This is a genomic window from Azospirillum canadense (assembly GCF_025961225.1).
GTDB lineage: Bacteria > Pseudomonadota > Alphaproteobacteria > Azospirillales > Azospirillaceae > Azospirillum > Azospirillum canadense.
The window spans coordinates 3,056,333-3,076,991 of sequence record NZ_JAOQNG010000001.1 but is presented as its reverse complement, the minus strand read 5'-3'; the positions used below and the strand labels follow the sequence as shown (position 1 = coordinate 3,076,991).

General features: G+C 69.4%; 19 protein-coding genes. 5 read left to right on the top strand and 14 right to left on the bottom strand.

The window, feature by feature from the left end; genetic code table 11:
* Positions 1-4: 4 nt before the first annotated feature.
* From M2351_RS14620 to coaBC, 6 genes are all read right to left on the bottom strand, one after another.
* On the bottom strand, positions 5-793 hold the full coding sequence (locus M2351_RS14620; protein WP_264656767.1) for a HesA/MoeB/ThiF family protein: 789 nt from the start codon (positions 791-793) through the stop codon (positions 5-7).
* A gap of 68 nt (positions 794-861) precedes the next feature.
* Positions 862-1,680 (bottom strand): hypothetical protein, encoded by an 819-nt coding sequence (locus M2351_RS14615; RefSeq protein WP_264656766.1) that lies wholly within the window; start codon positions 1,678-1,680, stop codon positions 862-864.
* A 331-nt stretch (positions 1,681-2,011) separates the two neighbouring features.
* A complete protein-coding gene (gene cysK / locus M2351_RS14610; RefSeq protein WP_264656765.1) occupies positions 2,012-2,971 on the bottom strand; it encodes a cysteine synthase A in 960 nt (319 codons plus the stop codon).
* A 94-nt stretch (positions 2,972-3,065) separates the two neighbouring features.
* A complete protein-coding gene (locus M2351_RS14605; protein ID WP_264656764.1) occupies positions 3,066-3,521 on the bottom strand; it encodes an RrF2 family transcriptional regulator in 456 nt (151 codons plus the stop codon).
* Positions 3,521-4,060: a dUTP diphosphatase gene (gene dut, locus M2351_RS14600; protein WP_454464585.1), complete on the bottom strand. Its 540-nt coding sequence runs from the start codon at positions 4,058-4,060 to the stop codon at positions 3,521-3,523. The genes M2351_RS14605 and dut overlap by 1 nt, the downstream gene beginning before the upstream one ends.
* The gene (coaBC, locus tag M2351_RS14595) at positions 4,057-5,328 is read right to left on the bottom strand and encodes a bifunctional phosphopantothenoylcysteine decarboxylase/phosphopantothenate--cysteine ligase CoaBC (RefSeq protein ID WP_264656763.1); all 1,272 of its coding nucleotides are present in this window, start codon (positions 5,326-5,328) and stop codon (positions 4,057-4,059) included. Before coaBC ends, dut begins: the two co-directional genes overlap by 4 nt.
* A gap of 291 nt (positions 5,329-5,619) precedes the next feature.
* Here coaBC and M2351_RS14590 point away from each other — a divergent pair, with 291 nt between their 5' ends.
* Positions 5,620-7,101 carry a sigma-54-dependent transcriptional regulator gene (locus M2351_RS14590; RefSeq protein ID WP_264656762.1) on the top strand — a complete coding sequence of 494 codons (1,482 nt, stop codon included), beginning with the start codon at positions 5,620-5,622 and terminating at the stop codon, positions 7,099-7,101.
* A 295-nt stretch (positions 7,102-7,396) separates the two neighbouring features.
* Positions 7,397-7,606 (top strand): cold-shock protein, encoded by a 210-nt coding sequence (locus M2351_RS14585; protein WP_209767967.1) that lies wholly within the window; start codon positions 7,397-7,399, stop codon positions 7,604-7,606.
* A 2-nt stretch (positions 7,607-7,608) separates the two neighbouring features.
* On the opposite strand, the gene M2351_RS14580 is transcribed toward M2351_RS14585, so the two are convergent.
* Positions 7,609-10,611 carry a PAS-domain containing protein gene (locus M2351_RS14580; protein ID WP_264656761.1) on the bottom strand — a complete coding sequence of 1,001 codons (3,003 nt, stop codon included), beginning with the start codon at positions 10,609-10,611 and terminating at the stop codon, positions 7,609-7,611.
* Between the two features lie 116 nt (positions 10,612-10,727).
* Here M2351_RS14580 and M2351_RS14575 point away from each other — a divergent pair, with 116 nt between their 5' ends.
* On the top strand, positions 10,728-11,468 hold the full coding sequence (locus M2351_RS14575) for an SAM hydrolase/SAM-dependent halogenase family protein (RefSeq protein ID WP_264656760.1): 741 nt from the start codon (positions 10,728-10,730) through the stop codon (positions 11,466-11,468).
* Here the strand turns inward: M2351_RS14575 and M2351_RS14570 are convergent.
* From M2351_RS14570 to M2351_RS14555, 4 genes are all read right to left on the bottom strand, one after another.
* Positions 11,463-11,852: a response regulator gene (locus M2351_RS14570; protein WP_264656759.1), complete on the bottom strand. Its 390-nt coding sequence runs from the start codon at positions 11,850-11,852 to the stop codon at positions 11,463-11,465. The two genes, M2351_RS14575 and M2351_RS14570, sit on opposite strands and share 6 nt — an antisense overlap.
* An 86-nt stretch (positions 11,853-11,938) precedes the next feature.
* A complete protein-coding gene (locus tag M2351_RS14565) occupies positions 11,939-12,646 on the bottom strand; it encodes an HAD family hydrolase (RefSeq protein ID WP_264656758.1) in 708 nt (235 codons plus the stop codon).
* Between the two features lie 110 nt (positions 12,647-12,756).
* Positions 12,757-12,987 (bottom strand): hypothetical protein, encoded by a 231-nt coding sequence (locus M2351_RS14560; protein WP_264656757.1) that lies wholly within the window; start codon positions 12,985-12,987, stop codon positions 12,757-12,759.
* 183 nt (positions 12,988-13,170) lie between these two features.
* Positions 13,171-13,599 carry a Fur family transcriptional regulator gene (locus M2351_RS14555; RefSeq protein WP_264656756.1) on the bottom strand — a complete coding sequence of 143 codons (429 nt, stop codon included), beginning with the start codon at positions 13,597-13,599 and terminating at the stop codon, positions 13,171-13,173.
* Between the two features lie 189 nt (positions 13,600-13,788).
* Between M2351_RS14555 and M2351_RS14550 the strand changes: the two genes are divergently transcribed.
* Together M2351_RS14550 and M2351_RS14545 are read left to right on the top strand one after the other, a co-directional pair.
* Positions 13,789-14,721 (top strand): transglutaminase family protein, encoded by a 933-nt coding sequence (locus M2351_RS14550; RefSeq protein ID WP_264656755.1) that lies wholly within the window; start codon positions 13,789-13,791, stop codon positions 14,719-14,721.
* Positions 14,722-14,830: 109 nt separating this feature from the next.
* Complete coding sequence (locus M2351_RS14545; protein ID WP_264656754.1) at positions 14,831-16,048, top strand: sensor histidine kinase; 1,218 nt, start codon at positions 14,831-14,833, stop codon at positions 16,046-16,048.
* On the opposite strand, the gene M2351_RS14540 is transcribed toward M2351_RS14545, so the two are convergent.
* The 3 genes from M2351_RS14540 to M2351_RS14530 all read right to left on the bottom strand — a co-directional run bounded on the left by M2351_RS14540 (position 16,045) and on the right by M2351_RS14530 (position 20,476).
* A complete protein-coding gene (locus tag M2351_RS14540; protein WP_264656753.1) occupies positions 16,045-16,566 on the bottom strand; it encodes a hypothetical protein in 522 nt (173 codons plus the stop codon). The two genes, M2351_RS14545 and M2351_RS14540, sit on opposite strands and share 4 nt — an antisense overlap.
* A gap of 240 nt (positions 16,567-16,806) precedes the next feature.
* Entirely contained in the window at positions 16,807-18,696 is a 1,890-nt protein-coding gene (gene htpG / locus M2351_RS14535) for a molecular chaperone HtpG (RefSeq protein ID WP_264656752.1), read from the bottom strand.
* Positions 18,697-18,856: 160 nt separating this feature from the next.
* Positions 18,857-20,476 carry a hypothetical protein gene (locus tag M2351_RS14530; RefSeq protein WP_264656751.1) on the bottom strand — a complete coding sequence of 540 codons (1,620 nt, stop codon included), beginning with the start codon at positions 20,474-20,476 and terminating at the stop codon, positions 18,857-18,859.
* Between the last annotated feature and the right edge of the window lie 183 nt (positions 20,477-20,659).

The window sequence follows — 20,659 nt, the reverse complement described above, 5'->3', positions numbered from 1 at the left end:
CCTCTCAGTGGGCGGAGAGGTCGTGGATGGTCGGGTGGGCGCCGCAGAGCGGGCACTCCGGGTCGCGCTTGACGGCGATGCGCTGGTAGGAGGCGTAGAGCGTGTCCATCATCAGCAGGCTGCCCGACAGGCTTTCCCCGATGCCCAGGATCTCCTTCAGCACCTCGGTCGCCTGGAGCGAGCCGACGAAGCCGCCGAGCGCGCCCAGGACGCCGCCCTCCGAGCAGGAGGGCACCAGGCCGGGCGGCGGCGGTTCCCGGAAGATGCAGCGGTAGCAGGGGTGCGGGTCGCCGAGATGGGCCTTGAAGGTGGAGACCTGGCCGTCGAAGCGCAGGATCGCCGCCGACACCAGGGTCTTGCCGGCCAGATAGCAGGCGTCGTTCAGCAGGAAGCGCGTGGCGAAGTTGTCCGAGCCATCGGCCACGATGTCGTAGCGGCCGATCAGGTCGAGGACGTTGTCCTTGGTCAGGCGGGCCTTGTGGGTCTCCACCGTCACGTCGGGGTTCAGCGCGCGGATGCGGGCGGCGGCGCTCTCCACCTTGGCCAAGCCGAGCGTCGACTCGTCGTGGATGACCTGACGCTGGAGGTTCGACAGGTCGACCGTGTCGTCGTCGACGACGCCGATGGTGCCGACTCCGGCGGCCGCGAGGTAGAGGAGGAGCGGCGCGCCGAGGCCGCCCGCGCCAACGACGAGGACCCGCGCGCGCAGCAGCGCCGCCTGTCCGATGCCACCGACCTCCGGCAGGATGATGTGACGGGAGTAGCGGTGGAGCTGGGTTTCCGTGAAGTCCATGGCCGGCAGAATAGCGCGGAGCCCCCCATCCTGCGCAAGAGGCCCGCGATCCGCTCTTTGCGGTCAGGTCAGGTGATGACCGTCATCTTGTAGGGCTTGCTGGTCGAGGACGTGCTCTTGGCGCTCTTGGACGCGTCCTGCGCCGCCCACTGGCGCAGCCGGTCCTCGCGCTCGCGCAGGATTTTGTCGATCGGCCGTTCCTCGGTGGACGAGGTCGCGTCCTTGGCGATCTTCGGCAGGAAGTTCATTTGGTAGGGCACCTCGCCGTCCACGTTCTTGGGTGGGACGACCACCAGCTCGTACTGGCCCGGCGTGATTTTGAAGCTGGGCTTCTTCAGCATGTCCTCGCCCATCTTCGTCGGGTCCATGGTGTCGCCCGACGCCGCCACCTTGCCGTCCTTGCCCACGATGGCCCAGCGCGTGTAGGGCAGCGACATGTTGGCGACGAACTCTCCGCCCTGGACGACGTTCAGCGTGTGCTTCTGCACGCCGGGGTCGTTGCCGGCCACCTGGCGGGCCGTGCCCTTCATCGAGCCGCCCGACGCCAGCATCATGACGTTCTGGCGTTCCGTGACCTCCAGCGTGTATTCGCGCTCGTTGACCCCGCGGGTCGCTTGCGAAATGACCGCCGTGTAGGTGCCGGGCCCCAGCTTGGCGTTCGCCGACGCCGATTCGTTGTTCGCCTTGGCTTCCGCGACGACCTTATTGTTCTGGTCGACGATCTTGATGTTGGTGTGGATGTCGTTGATCTTGAAGTTGAACTCACCCGGCTTGGACACCGTGAACTGCCGGTAGTCCGTCGACGCGCCGTTGTCTCCCAGTTCGTTGGTGATGCCGCGGAACTGGAACCAGTTCATCGTCGAGGCATTCGGAACCGTGACGCCCATGGTGGTCACTCCCAATAAGGCCCAATCAGGCGAAGCCGAGCAAGGCAAGGCTGCGAACCGGCGGTGCTGTGGGCTCCAGATTACTAAAATTCAATCGAACTGTCAAAATTCGGCCCGGAAAGCCGGCCCGGACAGCCACGCGTCCATTCTACAGCAGGGTGCGCGCGCCTGCAATCTTCGCCGTCCGGTTGCGCGCCGTGCGAAGGGGATTGAACCACAGAGGCACGGAGACACAGAGGGGCCGGATCAACGCTCTCTGTGTCTCCGTGCCTCTGTGGTGAATTGTCCGGCTGCCCGGCGGCGCTGGTCCGCCGGGCCGCGAGAGTTCGCCTTACTCCAGCCCCTCGAACAGGGCGGTGGAGAGGTAGCGTTCCGCGAAGGAGGGCAGGATGACGACGATCAGCTTGCCGGCGTTCTCCGGACGGGCGCCGACCTCCAGCGCCGCGGCCAGCGCCGCACCCGAGGAGATGCCGACCGGAACGCCTTCCAGCCGCGCCACCTTGCGGGCGGTCTCGAAGGCGCGCTGGTTGGAGATGCGCACCACCTCGTCGATCAGGTCCTTCTGCAGGACGTCCGGCACGAAGCCGGCGCCGATGCCCTGGATCTTGTGCGGGCCGGGCATGCCGCCGGACAGGACCGGGCTGTCCTCCGGCTCCACCGCCACGGCGCGGAAGCCGGGCTTGCGGGCCTTCAACACTTCCGCCACGCCGGTCAGGGTGCCGCCGGTGCCGACGCCGGAGATCAGGATGTCGGCCTTGCCGTCGGTGTCCTTCCAAATCTCCTCCGCCGTGGTGTTGCGGTGGATCTCCGGGTTCGCCGGGTTCTTGAACTGCTGGAGCATGTAGGCGTTCGGGTCGGTCGCGACGATCTCGTCGGCGCGGCGGATGGCGCCCTTCATGCCCTCCGACGCCGGGGTCAGCACCAGCTCCGCCCCCAGCAGCTTCAGCATCTTGCGGCGCTCGACCGACATGCTCTCCGGCATGGTCAGGATCAGGCGGTAGCCCTTGGCGGCGGCCACGAAGGCCAGCGCGATGCCCGTGTTGCCCGAGGTCGGCTCGACTAGCGTGGTGCGGCCGGGCTCGATCGTGCCGGCACGCTCCGCCGCCTCGATCATCGCGAAGCCGATGCGGTCCTTCACGCTGGCCAGCGGGTTGAAGAACTCCAGCTTGCCGACGATGTCCGCCTTCACGCCGGCGTCCTCGGCCAGCCGCTTGACGCGCACCAGCGGCGTGGCGCCGACCGTGTCGAGGATGCTGTCGTAGATCTTGCCGCGGAATTCCGAAGCCGCCATGGTTTCACTCCTCCAGTATGTGGTTTATTGCCCACTTTCACAATCTGGGCTGATATTACCCGCTTTTTTGGTGGGCTTAAACGGTCGCGTTCGCTCAGATGGTGAAATCGATGCGGTCTTCCGTTTCGCTTTCCACCCCGGCGGAGCGGGCGCGCAGGCAGAGATCCTCGATGGTCACGTCTTCCAGCTTCTTCATGCACTCTTCCTGAAGCTCGACCCACAGCGGGCGGACCACCTTGTGGCCGAGGATGGAGCCCGCGGGCTCCTCGATCGGGTCGGTCGCCGTCTCCATCGAGCGGACCACCTTGACGATCTCGCCCAGCGTGATCCGCCGCCGCTCCCGCGCCAGCCGGTAGCCGCCGCGCGGACCGCGCACGCCGGCCAGGATGCCGTCGCGGACGAGCTGCTGGAGCACCTGCTCCAGGTAGCGCTTGGGAATGCCCTGGCGGCGGGTGATCTCGCCGGACTGCACCGGCTCCGTGCCGGCGTTGTAGGCGATGTCCAGCACCGCCTCGATCGCGAACATCAGCTTCTTGGAGATGCGGAGCATCACAGGGACTCCTGCTTGGACGTAGGCTGGGGCGCTGGCTGAGGCGATTTGGAGGCATGCTGCCCCGTGGAGCCCCCCGTGGAGCCCCCCGTGGAGCTCCCCGTGGAGCCGAATCCGCCGGTGCCGCGGGTGCTGTCGGGCAGGGCGGCGGCCTCGCTCCAGACGACCCGTTCGTAGCGGGCGACGACCAGCTGCGCGATGCGCTGCCCGCGCTCCACGGTGAAAGGCTGGTCGCCGTGGTTGACCAGGATGACGCCGACCTCGCCGCGGTAGTCCGCGTCGATGGTGCCCGGGCTGTTCAGCACGGTGACGCCGTTCTTCAGCGCCAGGCCGGAACGCGGGCGCACCTGCGCCTCGAACCCGTCGGGCAGCGCCAGCGCGATGCCGGTGGGGACCAGCGCGCGCCGGCCCGGCTCCAGCACCAGCGGTGCGGCGACCGCGGCGACGAGGTCGAGCCCGGCCGAATGCTCCGTGGCGTAGGCGGGAAGCTCCAGCCCCTCGGCGTGGGGAAGGCGGACGACCGGAACCGTAACGCTCACGGAACTTTCTCCTGATTGGTTTGGGCTGGGGCAGGTTGGGCGGGGGGCTGGTTGAAATGCTGCGCGATGGCGTCGGCCAGGCGGGCGGCCACGGCGTCCTTGCCCATGGTCGGCCAATCCTCCACCCCGCCGTCGCGGATCAGGTGGACGGTGTTCTCCGACCCGCCGAAGGTGGTGGTGCCGACCGAGACGTCGTTGGCGACGATCCAGTCGCAGCCCTTGCGGATGCGCTTGGCCGTTGCGTACTCCACGACGTTGCCGGTCTCCGCGGCGAAGCCGACGACCAACGCCGGGCGCTGCGACGTGCTCTGCGACAGGGCGGCCAGGATGTCCGGGTTCTCGGTCAGGGTCAGGCCGGGCGGCGCGCCGCCGTCCTTCTTCAGCTTGCGGTCCGATTCGCCGGCGACGCGCCAGTCCGCCACCGCGGCGGCGCAGACGGCGATGTCCACCGGCAGGGCGGCCTCACAGGCGGCCAGCATCTCCCGCGCGGTCTCGATGGGGCGGATGGCGCAGCCCGGCGGGTCGGGCAGGCGGGTCGGTCCGGTGACCAGCGTCACCTCCGCCCCCAGACGGTGCAGCGCCGCGGCGATCGCGTGCCCCTGCCGGCCGGAGGAGCGGTTGGCGATGTAGCGCACGGGGTCGATGGGCTCGTAGGTCGGGCCGCTGGTGACCAGGGCGCGCTTGCCCTTCAGGGGCTTGGGCGCGTCGCGTTCCTCGAAGTAGGTGACGATGGCCTGGAGGATCTCCATCGGCTCCGCCATGCGGCCGAAGCCATACTCGCCGCAGGCCATGTCGCCCTTGTTCGGGCCGACGCGGCGCACGCCGCGCTCTTCCAGAAGCCTCATGTTGGCGCGGGTCGCCGGATGCTCCCACATGCGGACGTTCATGGCCGGGGCGACTAGCACCGGCTTGTCGGTCGCCAGCACGACCGTCGCCGCGAGGTCGTCGGCCATGCCCGCGGCCATGCGGGCCAGCAGGTTGGCGGTGGCCGGGGCGACCACCACAAGGTCGGCGGCGCGCGACAGTTGGATGTGCCCCATCTCCGACTCGTCGGTCAGGGACCACAGATCCTGGTAGACCGTGTCCTCGGTCAACGCCTGCACGGACAGCGGCGTGACGAACTGTGCCCCCGCCTTGGTCAGGACGGCGCGCACGGTGGCGCCGCGCTCCTTCAGGCGCCGGATCAGCTCCAGGGTCTTGTAGGCGGCGATTCCGCCCGCGATGACGAGCAGGATGCGCTTGCCGGACAGCAGGGGAGAATCGGCCACGGGGGACTCGCCCTTCCTCGCGATTGATTTTGTAGAATTCAGATATTCCATCGCGGCGCCCGGTACAAGCGTCCATCGCCCCGGGCTACAGCATATTTTGTGTGAAATAAGATCCGACGTCCGCTTGTGAAACCGTGTCTTGCGATATTTCGTTGCGTGCCCCCATTCCGGGTCTTTCGCCGCGGGTGCGGCATCGCGTAGAGTGCATTTTAAGGATTTGGTGCTATCCACGGCGTCCCGATCATCCATCGGACGCCGCCACGCCGCCTGTTCATCCGCATCGATCGGTCCATGCCTCCGCGCGCCACGCCCATCCTTCTCGTCGAAGACACCCCGTCGCTGGCCCGCGTCTATGCGGAGTTCCTGAAGAAGGAATCCGACGGCGTGGTGACGGTGGAAACCGGCGCCGCGGCGCTGGAGCAACTGGCCGACGGCGTGCCGCGCATCGTGCTGCTCGACCTGCAACTGCCGGACATGCACGGGATGGAGGTGCTGAAGCGCATCACCGCCCAGGCGCTGCCCTGCGCCGTGATCATCATCACCGCCCACGGTTCGGTCGGCGTGGCGGTGGAGGCGATGCGCTACGGCGCGTACGATTTCCTGGTGAAGCCCTTCTCGGCCGACCGCCTGACCATCACGGTGCGCAACGCCATCGAACGGCTGCGGCTGGCCCAGATCGTCGAGACCTTCGGCAAGGACTTGGCGCGCAGCCGCTACCACGGCTTCATCGGCTCGTCGCTGACCATGCAGGCGGTCTACCGCATCATCGACAGCGCCGCGTCGTCCCGCGCGACGGTCTTCATCACCGGCGAGTCCGGCACCGGCAAGGAGGTCTGCGCCGAGGCCATCCACCGCCAGAGCCCGCGCGCGGAGCGGCCCTTCGTCGCCATCAACTGCGGGGCCATCCCCAAGGACCTGATGGAAAGCGAGATTTTCGGCCACATGAAGGGCTCCTTCACCGGGGCGCTGGCCGATCGCGAGGGGGCCGCGGCGCGGGCCGACGGCGGCACCCTGTTCCTGGACGAGATCTGCGAGCTGGCGCCCGACCTGCAGACCAAGCTGCTGCGCTTCATCCAGACCGGCACCTTCACCCCCGTCGGTGGCAGCAAGCTGGAGAAGGTGGACCTGCGCATCATCTGCGCGACCAACCGCGACCCCCTGCGCGAGGTGGAGGAGGGGCGGTTCCGCGAGGATCTCTACTACCGCCTGCACGTCATCCCCATCCACCTGCCGGCGCTGCGCGAGCGCGAGGACGACGTGCTGGAGATCGCCCGCCATTTCCTGGCCGACTACGCGCGGGAGGAAGGCAAGGGCTTCAACCGCTTCTCGCCGGAGGCGGAGCAGGATCTGCGCGCCTACCACTGGCCGGGGAACGTGCGGCAGGTGCAGAACGTCGTGCGCAACATCGTGGTCCTGCACGACGGCGACACGGTGACCCCGGCCATGCTGCCGGCCCCGCTGGGCGCGCCGCCCGGCAACGGGCATGGCCTGCATCAGGGTGGGCACCAGGGCGGGCATCATGGGGGAAGCCATGGGCCGCACCACCACGCCGCCCATGGGCCTTCGGCTCATCCGGCGTCCGCCCAATCTCCGTCAGCCCATCCGCCGTCGCCGAAAGCGATCAAGCCCCTGTGGGAGGTGGAGCGCGATACCATCGAGGAGGCGGTCGCGGCCTGCGACGGCAACATTCCGCGGGCTGCCGCGCTGCTGGAGATCAGCGCCTCCACCATCTACCGCAAGCGCCTCGCCTGGCAGGCCGAAGGCAAAATCTGAAGCAATCGTTTCGCCTACGATCCATTTCACAAGAGGATCGAAAGTCTTGCCATACTAAGGGGTGCCGCCATCGGCTTATTTCCGAATGATGGTGCCGCCTGCATTGGGCATATGCCCTGAAGCCGCCTTGCCGCTTCGGGCTTTGTGCGGCTAGCCTCCCTGCGCAACATCTTCGTTCCCTTTGGGCTTTCTTCGCTTTCCAACAATGTCCCGCGGCCGGCCCGTGATCCATCCTCATGGGCCGGTGGCGGAGACTGACCAGACGACCAGAGCAGACGTAGGGGGAGTTCGCCTGATGACCACCGGCACCGTGAAATGGTTCAACACCACCAAGGGTTATGGATTCATCGCGCCGGAGGCCGGCGCCAAGGACGTGTTCGTCCACATCACCGCCGTGCAGCGGTCGGGCCTGCACGCCCTGTCGGAAGGCCAGCGCGTCCAGTTCGAGGTCGCCCGCGGCAACAACGGCAAGGACGCCGCCGTCAACATCAGCGTCATGGAGTGATCTCACCCCGATGGGGATAGATAGCCGCGGATCCGGTAGGCTTCCACGGCTTCGCGGGTAAGGCGGGGGATGTCGCGGCACAGCGACTCCACCTCGCCGACCGCGTTGTCCCGGCACGCCGCTTCCAGCGCGCGCGCCGCGGCGGACAGGGCACGGGCGCCGAAGGTGCTCGCCGTGCTCTTCAGCGTGTGGGCTTCGCGCGCCAGGACGCCCAGATCGTCCCACGTCCTCGCGATCCGTTCGGCGCGCGCCATGGTTTCCTCCACGAATTCGCGGATCACGTCGGCCAGGATGTCCGGGTTCAGATCCCGCATCAGCTGGTTCAGCACGTCGGCGTCGAGCGCGTCCGAATCGGGGGCCGGTGCCGGCGCATCCTGGGCCGGCACGTTCTCCCGGCTCGGGCCCTCCCCATCCGCCAGCCAGCGGGCCACCGTGCCGAGCAGGCGGGTGCGGTCGACGGGCTTGGCGACGTGGTCGTTCATGCCGGCGGCGAGGCAGCGGTCGCGGTCGCTGTCCATGGCGTCGGCGGTCATGGCGACGATCGGGACCGTCCCAGCCGGCGGCGGCATGCCGCGCAGGATCTGCGTCGCCATCAGCCCGTCCATCTCCGGCATGGAGATGTCCATCAGGATCAGGTCGTAACGCGCCGCGGTCACGGCCTCGATCGCCTCGATCCCGTTGCCGGCGACGTCCACCCGGTAGCCGGCGCCGCGCAGCACCAGCGCCGCCACCATCTGGTTGGTCGGGCTGTCCTCCACCAGCAGGATGCGCCGCCCCTGCCCCGGGAGAGCGTCCACGGCCGCCGTAGGCGGTTCGGCGGCCGAGCAGGGCGCCGTGCTGGATGCCACGCGGGGGGCCGGGCCGCCCAGCGCCTCCAGCAGGCGGGCCTGGCGAATTGGCTTGGCGAGGACCGCGTCGGCGTCCTGGCTCTGCTGAGGGGCTTGTTGGGGGGCCTGTTGAGGGACGGCCATGCGGACGATCCGGCGCGCTCCGGCGGCGCGCAGCCGGGGCGGCAGTTTCGCCAGCGCCGGGTCCGCCGCATCGCCGACGAGCGCCACGTCGAAGCCGGACTGTGTGTCAGCGGGGATGTCGGCGCTGTCCTGCGGGGCGTGCACCTCGGCCCCCCAGCTGTGGATCTGCCGGGCGAGCGCGCGCCGGGTCAGCGGGTTCGGTTCCAGCAGCAGGACGCGCCGCCCGGCCAGCGCACGGCCGGAGTCGGCCGCGGCGCCTTCGACGGCGCTTTCGATTCTGAGGGGCAGCGTGAACCAGAAGCGGCTTCCGCCGCCTGCCGCCCCCTCCACCGCCGGCTCGCAGCCGATGACGCCGCCCATCATGTCGACCAGCCGCTTGGAGATGGCCAGCCCCAGTCCGGCCCCGCCGTCCCGGCGCGCCAGCCGCGGGTGGATCTCCGCGAATTCGGTGAACAGGTCGCCGCGGGCTCCGTCCGGGATGCCGATCCCGCTGTCGGCCACCTCGAAGCGCAGCCACACCGTTCCGTCCGGTTCCGGCGCCGACCCGTCGGCCGCCCTCTCCGCCAGAGACGCGGTCACGGTCGCCCCGCCGCGGTTGGTGAACTTCACCGCGTTGCCGACCAGGTTCAGCAGCACCTGCCGCAGCCGCCCGCAATCGCCGCGCAGCCGTTCCGGAAGGCCGGCGGGCACGCAGCAGGCCAGGTCGATCCCCTTGGCGTGTGCGCGCGCCGCCTGCAGCTCGACCACGCTTTCCACCACGTCCACCAGGGTGAAGGGCGTGAGGTCGAGCGTGAGCTTCCCCGCCTCCATCTTGGAGATGTCCAGCAGGTCGTTCAGCATGGCCAGCAGTGCCTCCGCCGACTCCCGCGCCGTCTGGGCGTAGCGGCGCTGCCCCTCCCCCAGCGGGCCGTCCAGCAGCAGGCCCAGCATGCCCAGCACGCCGTTCATGGGCGTGCGGATCTCGTGGCTGATGGTGCGCAGGAAGCCGGTCTTCGCGCGGCTCGCCCGCTCCGCCTCCTCCTTGGCGAGGCGCAGCTGCGCTTCGGCCCGGCGGTGCTCCGTGATGTCGGTGTAGGTCATCAGGACCGACCGGTCGCGCATGCGGCCGGCGGTGATCTCCAGAACGCGGCCGTTGGGGCGGACGCGCTCGCTCCGGTTGTTGGCGTCGGGCTCCATCAGCGCCAGCCGCTGCGCCGTCAGTTCGTCCGGGTCGCCGGGGCCGAACTCGCCCCGTTCGGCGAGATGGTGCGCCCAGTCCTGCAAGGTCAGGCCGGGCCGCATCAGCGCTTCGGGAAGCTCCAGGATCGCGAGCAGGCGCTTGTTGCAGGCCAGGAAGTGGCCGTCGGCGCTCCACACCACCAGCCCCTGCGTCATGGCGGCCAGCGTGGCTTCCAGCAGGTCGGACTTGAGCGCCAGTTCCTCCTCGCGCCGCTTCAGCTCGGTGATGTCGGTGCGCAGGCCGACGTAGCCGCCGTCGCTGGTGCGCCGCTCGTCGATTTTGAACCAGCGCCCGTCGCCCATGGGTTGGAGCAGCGGCCCGCCGGGGTTGCGGTGATGGTCGAGCCGGGCGGCGATCCAGCGGTCGGCCCCGCCTGATCCGGACTCCGGAAAATGGCCGAGCGCCACGCCGCGGCGGATCAGGTCCTCGAACCGGACGCCGGGCTCCACCGGGCCGAAGGGGGCGCAGATCTCCCGGTAGCGGGCGTTGCACTGGACCAGCCGGTCGTCGGCGTCGAACAGGGCGAAGCCCTCGTCGATCGCCTCGATGGCCTCGGTCAGGCGGCGGTGCGCCTCCACCGCGCGCCTCTCCGCGGCCTCCGCCTCCGCCCGCGCTCGGTCGGTGGACAGGCCTTCCCGCAGCAGGGCCAGCGACATGACCAAGCCGGCCAGCGCGATGCCGATCAGCGACCAGAGCATGTCGCCGGAATTGTGGTCCAGCGCGTGCTTGACCGTGTGCAGCGCGGTCGCCAGAAGCAGGAGAACCGCGACGAGCGTCAGGCCGCTCCAGCGGCGGGGCCGGCGGTGGAGGGGCATCGTTCGGGGCTCCGCTCGCGACAACGCCCGGATCTTAAGGGTTCCGGCCCTCCGCGGCAACCGGGACCGCCCCCTGCCGGTGGTCTCGCGCGCGGCGGCCGCGCTATAGTGGTCGCATGATCGTGCTGTTCACCGATTTCGGCCTCAACGGCCCCTACACCGGTCAAATGAAGGCGGTCCTGGCGCGGGAGGCGCCGGGATTGCCGGTCATCGACCTGTTCAGCGACGCGCCGGTCTTCGACCCGCAGCTGTCCGCCTACCTGCTCGCCGCCTACGCGGTGGAGTTTCCGGCCGGCAGCGTCTTCGTCTGCGTCGTGGACCCGGGCGTGGGCACGGAGCGCCGCCCCCTGGTGGTGGAGGCGGACGGGCGCTGGTTCGTCGGCCCCGACAACGGCCTGTTCGAGCTGCTAAGGCGGCGGGCGGGAGTGGTGCGCGCCCAGGCGGTGCGGGTATGGACCATCGACTGGCGGCCGGCGCGCCTTTCGGCCAGCTTCCACGGGCGCGACCTGTTCGCCCCGGTGGCGGCCAAGGTGGCGAGGGGGGAGGGGATTCCCGGGACGCCGGTCGATTCTGCCGCCATCGCGCGGCCCGACTGGCCGGACGATCTGGCGCGCATCGTCTATGTGGACGTCTACGGCAACGCCATGACCGGCATCCGCGCGTCGTCCCTGGCCGACGGCGCGGTGCTGCGGGTGGGCGGCACGACCGTCCGCCGCGGCCGGACCTTCGCCGACGTCCCGGCGGGGCAGGCGCTGTGGTACGAGAACTCCAGCGGCCTGGCGGAGATCGCCGTCAACCGGGGCCGCGCCGACCGGGATCTCGGCCTGTCCGTGGGGACGCCGGTCGACGTCCTATGACACCATTTCGGCCAGGCAGCGGTCGAGCTGGTCCAGGTCCACGGGGCGGGGAAGCACGGTGAAGGGGCTGTCCTCCGCCGCGGGATCGGGCGCATTCGCCGTCAGGATGATGCGGGTGCGCGGGTAGAGCAGGCAGGCCAGCGCCGCGGCGCGGTCGCCATCGCTGTCATCCTCCGCCGGAAGGCGGCGGAGCAGGGCGACGCAGGGCGACTCCGTTCCGATGAGGGACAGCGCCTCGAACCCGTCCACCGCTTCGGACACGGTGTAGCCGCGGCCGGCCAGATGGCGGGCCAGGGCGGCGCGCTGGTCCGGGTCGTCGTCGGCCACCACGGCGCGGCGCCCGCCGGGTGGCGGCATCCAGATGTCGGCCTCGATGGAGAACATGCCCCGGCCTTCCTGACCGAAGTTGTGCGCTGCGGTAGGTTTTACGCCCAGGCAGGGTGGCTGTAAACGCCCGGGTGCCGCGCCCCTCAGATCTTCACGATGGTCGGGCGGTTGACGACGGCGAGCATGGGCAGGTCGCTTGGGCGGTTGCCGTAACCCCAGGTTTCGCCGACCGGGCCGTTGGCGGCGATCCAGGCGCGCACGCGGTCGGCCTTGTCCAGCCGCACGCAGTTGCCGGTGCTGAGGTGGCCGGTCAGGCGACCGTCCGTCACCTCCAGCCCGGTCGCCAGCAGGGCGTCGACCTCCAGCCCGCGCAGCAGCGCCGGCATGTAGAGGTCGAGCGCGCCGGTGGCAACGACGACGCGGCGTCCCTCGCGCCGGTGCATCTTCAGGGTTTCGACCAGCGGGGCGTGCCAGCGGACGCGGTGCACCAGCCGCTCCGCCGCGTCCAGCGCGTCGGCCACGGGCACGCCGCGCAGCGTCCGGCGCAGCAGGATGGTCTTGATGGTGCCGAACAGGTCCACGCCGGGGCCGCGCCCGCGCGCGTGGCGGTGCAGGCCCGACCGCAGCGCGTCCAGGAAAGCCAGCTTGGCGCGCCGGTGGCCGATCACCTCGCCGATGAACATCAGCAGGCTGTCGCCGTGGATCAGCGTGCCGTCGAAATCGAAGAAGGCGACGCCCGGCGCGATGGTCCGGGCAATCTCCGAGTGGGCGATGTCCGGCTGGGCAATGTCCACATGGCCGGCCGGTGGGGCGGCCAGTGGGGCGGCGGGCGGGTCGACGCTGATCTGCATGGCGCCCTTATCCGGCCGAACGACTTCGCCGACAAGTCGAATGTCGACAGCTCACCCACGTGGCGCGTGCATGAGCCCGCATGAGCTCCCGGGGGGACAGCGCGACGGGATCAGTGCAGCAGGCCGGGCGCGTCGTCCGCGTCGGCGTCGTCGGCCTCGATCAGCAGCTCGCCGGAGCATTCCTCCAGCCCGGCCTTCACCGCGATCAGGAGGTTGATGATCTCACCGTTGTCCTGCTCCAGGCACCGCAGCCGCTCCTCGATCTTGTCGAGGCGGCGGGTCACCATCTCGGTCAGCCGGTCGAGGCGGTCGAGAACGGGGTCTTTGCTGATGTCGTCCATGGCAGGCGGCCGGTTCCGTCGATGATGTGTTTGCATCCTGAAACTAGGACCGCGCACCGGTCACGGACAGATCCGCGCCCGGTGCACTCCGCAATCGATGGAAACGCCGTCCGGGGGATGCCTGGGGAATCCAAAGGACTCAAGAGTCCAAGAATTCGGGTCAGGCATGGGAGTATGCCGGGATCACTCCGGCGCGGATGAGCGCCGGTTGAGCGGAACGCCGTAAAGCTCGAGACGATGGCCCAGCAGTTGATAGCCGAGTTCGCGGGCTATGACTTCCTTCAGCTTCTCCAACTCCTCGTTGGTGAACTCCACCACCTTGCCCGACTCCAGGTCGATCAGGTGATGATGGTGTTCCGCCCCCGCTTCTTCGTAGCGGGCCCGGCCGTCGCCGAAATCCAGCCGGTCGATGACGTTCGCCTCCTCGAACAGCCGCATGGTCCGGTAGACGGTGGCGATGGAGATGCGCTCGTCGATGGCGGCGGCGCGGCGGTGCACCTCCTCCACGTCGGGGTGATCGTTCGCCTCCGACAGCACGCGTGAAATCACACGGCGCTGGTCGGTCATCTTCAGGCCCTTGTCGATGCAGAGCTGCTCGAGTCGCGAAGGCATAGGGGTTCCCCTTGTTGTCGTCTCTAACTTTGGCGCCGTTGGCTTTGGCGTCATTCCCGGCCGCGCCCTCCCTGTCCCCGGAGCGGGTCGCCCGAATGCCCGAGCACCATACTAAGATTCGGAACCATTCTCAAACCTCGCCGTTGCGTGCTGGCCCAGGGAAGGCCCGGGGAACAAGGGGCGCGCACCATGATCACGTTGGACATCGACCACACCACGATCTACCGCTACGCCAACCCCGTCACCTTCGGGGACCACCGGCTGATGTTCCGGCCGCGCGACAGCCACGACCTGCGCCTTTTGAAGACGGAGCTGGTCATCAGCCCGACGCCGGCCAAGATGCGCTGGCTGCACGACGTGTTCGGCAACTCCATCGCCGTGGCAAGCTTCGACCAGCCGGCGACCGAGCTGCGCTTCGAAAGCCACATCCGGGTGGAGCATTACCCGCTGGGCGAGCTGGAGTTCCCCATCGAGGAGTATGCCCGCACCTACCCCTTCAGCTACACGGCGGAGGAGGTGCCGGATCTGGCGCTCTACACGCAGCGGCACTACCCGGACCCGGATCATGTGGTGGACAACTGGGCCAAGGGCTTCGTCGTGCTGGGCGAAGGCGGCCCGCCCGACACGCAGGACATGCTGGTCAACATGACCCGCAGCATCAAGGAGAGCTTCACCTACCAGGCGCGCGACCTGGAGGGGACGCAGAGCCCGGTGGAGACTCTGACGGGCAACAGCGGGTCCTGCCGCGACTTCGCCCTGTTCATGATGGAGGCGGCGCGCTCCCTGGGGTTCGCGGCGCGCTTCGTGTCGGGCTACCTGTACGACCCGGCGCGGGACGGCGCGGAGGGAGCCATGGTCGGCGGCGGGGCCACCCACGCCTGGGTGGACATCTATCTGCCCGGCGCGGGCTGGGTGGAGTTCGACCCGACCAACGGCATCATCGGCGGCAAGAACCTGATCCGCGTGGCCGTGACCCGCGACCCGACCCAGGCCGTGCCGCTGGCCGGATCCTGGACCGGGGCGCCCGCGGATTTCCTGGGCATGACGGTGGACGTGCAGGTGACCTCCGCCAAACCCGGCGGGACCGGTGCCGGGGAAACCCGGATCGCTCCCGCCGCGTGATGTGCGCCGCCTGATTTGGAAATAATTTAAAAACAATCAGTGGGTATGATTGTGTGCTACACCCGCTTCGAGCGGGTGGCCCGGAAGGCGGAAGAAACGGGGGTTTCCCATGTTTCTCGACGAAGCAACCGTTCATACCACCGTTCATACCCTAGGGGAGCCGTCGGCCGATGGTGCGGCGCTGGACCGACGCGCGGTGCCGGAAGGCGACGGCATCGTGCAGACCGTGGCCGCCCTGGCCGTCCGCGCCATGGCGATCGGGCCGGGTGCGTCCTGCGCGGACGCGTCGCGCCGCCTGGACGCCAACCCCGGCCTGCCCGCGCTGGCGGTCGTCGCGGCGGACGGCCGGGTGCTGGGGCTGGTGGAGCGCGCCGCGCTGGCGCGCCTGCCCGCGGAGCGCGGCGTCCGCGATGCCCTGACCGTGGCAACCCCGACCGTGGAGGCCGCGCTCCCCCTGACCGAGGCCGCCCGGTGGCTCGCGCGGGCAGGGGTGGGCGCCTGCTTCGTGGTGCTCGAGGACGGGCGCTACCTCGGCGTGGGGTCGGCGGCGGCACTGGCCGCGGCGCTGGCCGATCTTGCCGACCGGCAGGGGAGGGAGCGGGAGGAGGCCCGGCGCGCCAAGACGGTGTTCTTCGCCTGCATGAGCCACGAGATCCGCACCCCGCTCAACGCCATGATGGGCTTCGCGGAACTGCTGGAGCAGGAGGTGCTGGGGCCGCACGCCACCCCGCTCTACCGCGACTATGCCCACGACATCGCCGAGAGCGGCCGGCACCTGCTGGACCTGATCAACGACCTCCTCGACCTCGCCAAGGCCGATGCCGACAAGCTCGACCTGACCGAGGAGGTCGTCGCGGTGCCGGGCGTCGCCATCGGCAGCGCCCGCCTGCTCTCGGTGCGGGCCGGCCGGGCCGGGGTGCGGATCGAGACGGTCCTTCCCGCCGCCCTACCGACCCTGCGCGCGGACGAGCGCAAGCTCCGCCAGATGTTGCTGAACCTTCTGTGGAACGCCGTGAAGTTCACCCCGGCCGGCGGGCCGGGCGGCGGGCTGGTGACGCTCGGCGGCGGGGTGGCCGGGGACGGTACGCTGCGGCTGTGGGTCCGCGACTCCGGCATCGGCATGACGCCCGCGGAACTGGCCCGGGCCCTGGAGCCCTGGGGCCAGATCGACAGCGCGCTCGGCCGGCAGCATGTGGGGACCGGCCTCGGCCTTCCGCTGACCAAGCGTCTGGTGGAGCTGCACGGCGGCCGCCTCGACATCGAGACGGCGCCGGGCCACGGCACCACCATGACGCTCGTTTTCCCCGCGGAGCGGGTTGGCCGTTAGCCGCCCGCTGCGAGTCCCGCCGCGGCAAGGCGCCGGGTCAGCCGGGCGTGGGCCGCGGCGTCGGCCGGCCGCGCCCAGTTGTGGCCGATCAACGCCCAGTCCGGATCGTCGGAGGGAATGCCCCGCGCGTCCAGGAACCCGGCCTCGCAGATGAAGAACTGGTGGCGGTAGGGAAACAGCCACCCGCCGTCGGCCCGCAGCGATTCCTCGGCGGTGGCGAGGTCGCGGAACCAGCGGTTCAGGTAGGCGCTGCCCCGGCCATCGAAGAAGCGTTCCGTATCTACCGCCGGCGCTCCGTCCGGACCTTCGAAATGGGCTTTCAGGGCGGGCCAGGTGGGGAAACCGGCATCCAGCGCGATGACGGCCAGCGCGTGCTTGAGCTGCCAGCGCTCCGGCGCGGGCAGGGCGGACAGGCGGCGCAGCGCCGAGTCGTCGCCGTCGCGGGCGGCCTTCAGGAGACGGTGGGCTTGGATGCGGCACTCGGTGACGGTGCCGGGAAGGGTGGGGTGGTTCCCCATGGACGGACTCCCGTTGTGCTCTGCCGCAACCCGATGTCTGGCAGCAAACGGTGGTCGGTCGGAAATTTGGTCGGCTGGCCCTCGCCTGGCCAAACGTTGCCCGAGCGAGAACCGCGAGGGTGGCACCGCCTCTCTCGGGTGTGGGCGCCCCTCCGCACCCAGACGGGCAAGGTAGGGGCGGTGCGTCGCATCCGCAAGAAAAAACCCCTCTCCCGGCGAAAGCGGGAGAGGGGAGCAAACTTACGCCAGCCCCTTCTCCATGGCGCTCGCCAGGCGGCGGGCGAAGGCGGCGGGGTCGGGGAGGGCTTCGCCTTCGACGATGCGGGCCTGGTCGAGCAGGAGCCATGCCGCGTCGTCCAGAGAGGTCGCCGCACCGCTGGCCTTGGCGCGCTCGGCGAGGCGCTTGATCAGCGGGTGGCCGGGGTTGACCTCCAGGATGCGCTTGGCGGCCGGGGCGTCCATGCCCAGCTGCTTGTGCTGCTTCAGCAGCCGCTCCAGGTGCATGTCCATGTCGTTCTCGTCGGCGACGAGGCAGACGGCGCTGTCGGTCAGGCGCTCCGACGGGCGGACGTCCTTCACCGCGTCCTGGAGCGTCAGCTTCAGCAGGGCCAGCAGGTCGGTCAGCTCGCCTTCCGACGCCTTCTCCTCGGCCGGCTTGTCCTCGCCGCCCTGGATCTTGCCGAGATCCGCGCCGCCGCGGGTGACCGACTTGAAGGGCTTATCCTGGAAGCTGCCGACCGACGGCACCCAGAACTCGTCCACCGGGTCGGTCAGCAACAGCACCTCGACACCCTTGGCCTTGAAGCCTTCCAGTTGCGGACTGCGCTTCAGCGTCTCGATGTCGTCGCCGCTGATCGTGAAGATGGCCTCCTGGCCCTCCTTCATGCGGCCGAGATATTCCTCCAGCGAGACCAGACCGTCGCCGGCGGTGGTGCGGAAGCGCATCAGCTTCAGCAACTCGTCCCGGTGCTCGTAGTCGTCGTAGAGACCTTCCTTCAGGACGGCGCCGAAGTTCTCCCAGAAGGTCGCGTATTCCTCCGCCTTCTCGGTGTCCTTGGCCTTCTTGCCCAGTTCCGACAGGACGCGGCGGGTGATGCCGGCGCGGATCTTGGCCAGCATCGGGTTGTGCTGGAGCATCTCGCGGCTGATGTTCAGCGGCAGGTCCTCGCTGTCCACCACGCCGCGCAGGAAGCGCAAGTAGGGCGGCAGCAGGCCTTCGGCCGAATCGGTGATGAAGACGCGCTTGACGTACAACTTCACCCGGTGGGCGCGCTTGGGGTCGAACAGGTCGAAGGGCTTGGAGGACGGCACGAACAGCAGGTTCGTGTATTCAATGGCGCCCTCGGCCCGCCAGTGCAGGGTCAGCCACGGATCGTCGAAGGCGTGCCCGACGTGGTGGTAGAATTCCTTGTACTGGTCGGCGGTGATCTCGTTCTTCGACCGCATCCACAGGGCCGACGCGCTGTTCAGCGCCTTGGCGTCGTCACCGTCCCCGAACAGGATGGGGATGGCGATGTGGTCGGAGTATTTGCGGACGATGGTGGCGAGGCGGTGCTCTTCCAGATACTCGTCGTCGCCGTCCCGCAGGTGCAGCTTGATCTGCGTGCCGCGCGGCAGGTCGGCGACCTCCGCAATGGTGAACTCGCCCTTGCCGTCGGACAGCCAGCGCCAGCCCTGCGCCTCGCCCGCCTTGCGGGTCAGCACCTCGACCTCCGTGGCGACCATGAAGGCCGAGTAGAAGCCGACGCCGAACTGGCCGATCAGGTTGACGTCCTTCTTCTGATCGCCGCTCTTCTCATTCTCCTTCAGGCTGCGCATGAAGGCGGCGGTGCCCGACCGCGCGATGGTGCCGAGGTTTTCGACCAGATCCTCGCGGTTCATGCCGATGCCGTTGTCAACGACGGTCAGGGTCCGCGCCTCCTTGTCCACCAGCAGCCGGACCTTCAGGTTCGGGTCGTCGGCGGACAGTTCGGGCTGGGTCAATGCGGCGTAGCGCAGACGGTCGCACGCGTCGGAGGCGTTGGAGACCAGCTCGCGCAGGAAGACTTCCTTCTCGCTGTAGAGCGAGTGCGCGACGATGTCGAGCAGGCGGCTGACCTCGGCCTGGAAGCTGAGCCGTTCCTCGGTCATGGTGGGATCCTTGATCGTTCTTGTTGGTGGGTGGTCTTGGGACGGCGCAGATATGTGAAAGTGCGCCGTCCCATGCAAGAGCGATCAAGCGCGCCGGCGACGAGTTTCGCGACCGGCGGTGGAGTGGCAACCAGGATCAGAGCCGGGATCAGAGCCGGGATCAGAGTTTCTTGGGCGCCTTCTTGTCGGTCGGGGCCGGTTCGGTGGGGGCGCCGCTGCCCATCAGCGCGCTCATGTCCGCGCCGTTCAGCAGGATCTGGCCCGAATCGGTCAGGTCGATCTTGTAGCTGCGCACCTCGTTGCCGGAGGCGTCCTTGCCGGCCTGGCCGAAGGCCTGGAGCATGGCGATGACGCCCAGCGTGTCCTTCGCGTCCTTGTCGGCCTTTTGGCCGGGCTTGGGCTGCAGGGCCTTGGCGGCGGCGTCCAGGCCGCGCAGCAGGATGGTCGCCCCGCCCACCGCGCCATAGGCCGTGTTGGCCGCCATGCGCACGGCGCCGGTCATGTCGCCCGACGCGGCCGGGGCGTTCACCAGCAGCTTGTCGATGCGCAGCTCGCTGCCCACGGCGGCCATGGCACCGACCAGCCGGTTGCCGATCGCCTCCGCCTGCGGATCGGGGGCTGCGGCCTCCTCCTCGTCGTCCTCTTCCTCCTCGTCCGATCCCTTGGCCTGGGCCAGGGAGGCGTAGTCGGCCAGGGCCTGCCACAGCGAGGCGGTCGGCAGCTTGGCGAGGCTCAGCTGAAGCTCAACCCGGTCCGGCAGGAAGCCCTGCGGGGCGACGGCCGGCGTCACCTCCAAGCCCGCCATCTCGAAGCCCATGGTGGCGCTGGCCGTCGGCTTGTCGAAATCCTCGGTCGCGCCGTGCGAGGTAAACTGGGCGAGCGCGAAGCGGCTGCCGTCGTCGGGGTTGCGGCCGGACAGGCCGGACAGGCCGAAGCGGAAGGACCCGCCACCCATCATGCCCTGGACCAGCGACATCAGCTCCGCCGGCGGCGGTTCCGTCCCCGCCGCGGCGTGGGCCTGGACCAGGCGCTGCATCGCCGAGGAGCGGGCAAGGTCGACGCGCGTGTAGGTGCCCTCGGCGGTGAGGCCCGCCAGCGTCATCACGTCCTTCTTCTGGTCGTCGAGGACGCGGACGTTGCTGATCGACAGGGCGCCGGGGCCGCTCCAGGTGGTCGCTCCGTTGGACGTCGCGCCATCCGGCTTCAGCTCGCCGGCCATCGTGACGGCCCCGATGGTCAGGGATCCGTTCTTCGCGTCGCCCTTCTTGCCGCCCGACTTCTTGTCGCTGGTCACCGACAGGTCGCCGTAATTGGCGTCGACCGACAGGAAGGACTCATAGGTGCCCGACCACACGCCGCTGAAGCGCTGCTGGCCGATCCGGATGGTGGCCGACGGCTTGCCGCCGTCGAGCAGCGGGACGGTGTCCGGCAGGACGGCGGTCACCGCGTGGGTGCCCCCTTCCTGAGGCTTCACGGTCAGGGCGACGCTGCCGACCTCCGCCGTGCTGCCGTCGTCGTTCACGACTGTCAGGGGAGGCAGGGCGACGTCGTAATGGTCGCCGGCCGGGGTCGCCTTGGGCTCGCCCTTCCAGCGCATCTCCGTCCCGCCCTCCTTGGGCTTGGGGAACCAGCGCGCCAGCCCGTCCTTGATCGCGGCGGCCAGGGCCTTGGCGCCGTCGTCGGTCACCGGCGGCGCGTCGGCGCGGGCGGGCAGGGCAGCGACCGCGGAGGTGGCGAGGGTCAGTGCGATTGCGAGGGAACGGGCGGGGAAGCGGCGCATGGAAGTCTCCGGATGGGGCCGCATCAGGGTAAGCGCGATAATCCCCGGCGGTCTATCGCCGCGTGGGCCTAGGCGGTGGCGAGAATGCCGGGGACGGCACCGCGTTGGATCGAAAGGCATAAAGCCGATGCGGCGTGGCGGTGCGGATTGGCGCTGATGGGATGGCGGCGATGGGCCCCCACC